At 43.0% G+C, this 3,098-nt stretch carries 4 protein-coding genes; all 4 read left to right on the plus strand.

Annotation, left to right across the window (positions count from 1 at the left end):
• Positions 1-615: 615 nt before the first annotated feature.
• The 4 genes from C9991_RS16410 to C9991_RS16425 all read left to right on the plus strand — a co-directional run bounded on the left by C9991_RS16410 (position 616) and on the right by C9991_RS16425 (position 2,758).
• A complete protein-coding gene (locus C9991_RS16410; protein WP_106813543.1) occupies positions 616-954 on the plus strand; it encodes a type II toxin-antitoxin system RelE/ParE family toxin in 339 nt (112 codons plus the stop codon).
• Between the two features lie 2 nt (positions 955-956).
• Positions 957-1,286: a helix-turn-helix transcriptional regulator gene (locus C9991_RS16415; protein ID WP_106813544.1), complete on the plus strand. Its 330-nt coding sequence runs from the start codon at positions 957-959 to the stop codon at positions 1,284-1,286.
• 1 nt (position 1,287) lies between these two features.
• Positions 1,288-2,082 (plus strand): MBL fold metallo-hydrolase, encoded by a 795-nt coding sequence (locus C9991_RS16420; protein WP_106813546.1) that lies wholly within the window; start codon positions 1,288-1,290, stop codon positions 2,080-2,082.
• Positions 2,083-2,407: 325 nt separating this feature from the next.
• The gene (locus tag C9991_RS16425; RefSeq protein WP_106813545.1) at positions 2,408-2,758 is read left to right on the plus strand and encodes an MmcQ/YjbR family DNA-binding protein; all 351 of its coding nucleotides are present in this window, start codon (positions 2,408-2,410) and stop codon (positions 2,756-2,758) included.
• Positions 2,759-3,098: the final 340 nt, after the last annotated feature.

The following is a 3,098-nucleotide window of genomic DNA, read 5'->3' on the forward strand; positions in this document are numbered from 1 at the left end:
AAATTAAAAGCAGATTGCAAAACCGACATAATGTTTAATGCAATCTGCTTTTTTATTTAAAAGAGTGGAATAAAGTCTTAAAGGGCTAACTTTTTCAGTGCCCTCGTCTCCGAACCGTACCACGCAAGTGGCGTTAGACAGAAGAACATGTTTTTTGGGGGAGACAAGAGAACAGAAGAACATGGTTTTTGGGGAAAGACATGAGAACAGAAGAACATGTTTTTGGGAAGACAAGAGAACATGGTTTTTTGAAAGACAGGAGAACATGAGAACAAGAGAAGAAGGGCAAAGGATTGTTTGAGCAAAACGAGAACAAGAGGTTTGGTTGGGCTTTGCCCAACACTCGTTTCTTGCGGTATCCTCACTTAAACCATTGAATTCTTCACTTTTCACTCTTCACTTAACTATTGGATTCTTCACTCTTCACTTTTCACTTTTCCCTTAACCATTGGATTCTTCACTCTTCACTTTTCACTTTTCCCTTATATATATGAACGCATACATTACTTTTATAAGACAAGAAAATGTTAAAAAGTGGGCAATGAAATACAATTAAGGACTTTTTGTTTCTTTTTTATGAAACACAATGCCTAACTTTGCAATAAAAGAAAATGTATGGTACAAAATATCTTCCGACTTGTCTTAACAGACGAGGCACATAACTTTATAGAGAGCTTACCCGAAGCGGTATCCTACAAAATCTACTACAACATCAAGCGTGTTGCAGGTGGTGAGCGCAACAAAGAACTTTTCAAGAAATTAGAGAACTCGGAGATATGGGAATTTCGTACATTATACAACAAAACTGCTTATCGTTTGTTCGCCTTTTGGGATAAGGATAAAGACACATTGGTAATTGCCACTCACGGCATCATCAAAAAGACTCAAAAGACCCCAAGCAAGGAAATAGCGAAAGCAGAAGCAATAAGAAAAGAATATTTTAAAAATAAATAATTATGGCACAGATGAATCTAACCCCATTGGACGATGTGCTTGACAAGCACTTTGGAAAAGTAGGTACTCCTAAACGTGACGCTTTTGAAAGTGATGTAGATGAAGCATTGCACGCCTACCGTTTGGGAGAGGCCATCAAGAAGGCTCGTATAGAGCAGAACTTGACACAAGAACAACTTGGTGAGCGTATTGGTGTAAAAAGAGCTCAAATTTCCAGATTGGAGAGAGGCTATAGTATAACTATACCTACTATGCGCAGAGTTTTTAAGGCTCTCGGTGTGGTAAATGCAACGATCGATTTGGGAGTTGCCGGAAAAGTTGCTCTATGGTAATATGAACAAGATAACTATGCTTGGCACGGGCAACGCCACAGTATCCCACATTTACAACACTTGCTTTGTGCTCTCTACCTCTACCACACAGTTGCTTGTCGACGCTGGCGGAGGCAACGGCATCCTTGCACAACTGCGCAAGGCTAACATCTCCATCGACTCTATTTACCACCTATTTGTAACCCACGCCCATACCGACCATATACTGGGCGTGATATGGATTGTGCGCATGGTGGCACAATGCAAGGGCTACCAGGGACGACTGCACGTCTACGGCAACGACAAGGTGATGAGCGTGGTGCGCACCATCATCGACATGGTTCTGGCTAAGAAACAGCTGGACAAGGTTGACGAGCGCGTGGTGTTCCACCAACTGACGGATAGCGAGGAGTTCGACGTGGGCGACATGAGACTCACTTGCTTTGACATCCACTCTAACAAAGAGAAACAGTTCGGTTTCCGCGCTCTTCTGCCCCACTCCGTCTCGCTGGCGTGCCTGGGCGACGAGCCTTACAACCCTATAAACCGACCTTATGTGGAGCACGTCGACTGGATGATGTGCGAGGCGTTCTGCCTATACGCTCAACGCAACACCTTTAAGCCTTACGAGAAATGCCACAGCACGGCTCTCGACGCGGGCAAGCTTGCCGCACAACTCGACATCAAGAACCTTATCCTCTATCACACAGAGGAGAAGACTATCGATACGCGCAAACAAACTTACACACAAGAGGCCGCTCAATTCTTTAAAGGCAGGATTGTTGTGCCGGATGATTTGGAGGAAATAGGAATTTAAGTGAAAAGAGAAAAGGGAAAAGGGAAAAATCCAATGGTAAGGGAAGTGTAGGAGGACGCAAGCGGGTGGTAGACAGAAGAACATGGTTTGGGGAAAGACAGAAGAACAGGTTTTTTGGGGGAAAAGATGTTCTCATGTCTTAAAAACATGTTCTTATGTTCTCATGTCTTAAAAACATGTTCTTATGTTCTTATGTCTAAAAAACATGTTCTTATGTTCTTATGTCTAAAAAACATGTCCTTATGTTCTTATGTCTAAAAAACATGTCCTTATGTTCTTATGTCTTAAAAAACATGTCATTATGTCTTAAAACAACAATACACCTATGGATATAGAACACGTAAGAGACTATACTTTGTCGCTGAACGGGGTTACTGAAGACCAACCGTTTGGCGACGACAACATTACCTTCCGCGTGGAGGGCAAGATTTTCTTGTGCCTATGGCTGGGCACGGGCAATTATAACGTGGACAACGACAGCCTGAGATTTGCTTGCAAGCTGACACCCGAACGCAACGAGGAACTGCGCGAGCTATACGAAAATATAACGCCCGCTTTCCATTGGAACAAGAAACATTGGAGCGACGTGTACTTCGAGCAAATGGAACCCGACTTTGTGATGGGGATTATAAGGGAATCGTATGGGGTTATTGTGGGGAAAATGAAGAAGAAATAGGTGGCATAGCTGCCTGCAACGCACAGAAGACACAGAAACCTACGGGGATAAGCTTATGGAATCCACAGAATGGCCTACGCTTCGCGAGGCAAGAATCCACAGAAATGAAGGGTATATATTACAAGCAATCATTTCTGTGCACTCTGTCGTATGACGCGCAGCGTCTATACGCTCTGTGAATTCGAAAAAACTAAACCCCGTAGGCTTCTGTGTATTCTGCTTTCTATGTTAAAATCCAAATGTTTTGACCATTATTTTCATTTTAAGCTGAGATTTTATATTCTGGGGTATAAAGCTGGCGGTTTCTGGCCATGGCAGTGACCAAATGCACGAGTTTGTT

This window comes from Prevotella merdae, assembly GCF_900290275.1.
Taxonomy (GTDB): Bacteria; Bacteroidota; Bacteroidia; order Bacteroidales; family Bacteroidaceae; genus Prevotella; species Prevotella merdae.

Excerpts from the sequence above, each read along its gene's own strand:
- C9991_RS16425 (WP_106813545.1), top strand. The coding sequence starts at position 2,408 with ATGGATATAGAACACGTAAGAGACTATACTTTGTCGCTGAACGGGGTT.
- C9991_RS16410 (WP_106813543.1), top strand. The coding sequence starts at position 616 with ATGGTACAAAATATCTTCCGACTTGTCTTAACAGACGAGGCACATAAC.
- C9991_RS16415 (WP_106813544.1), top strand. The coding sequence starts at position 957 with ATGGCACAGATGAATCTAACCCCATTGGACGATGTGCTTGACAAGCAC.
- C9991_RS16420 (WP_106813546.1), top strand. The coding sequence starts at position 1,288 with ATGAACAAGATAACTATGCTTGGCACGGGCAACGCCACAGTATCCCAC.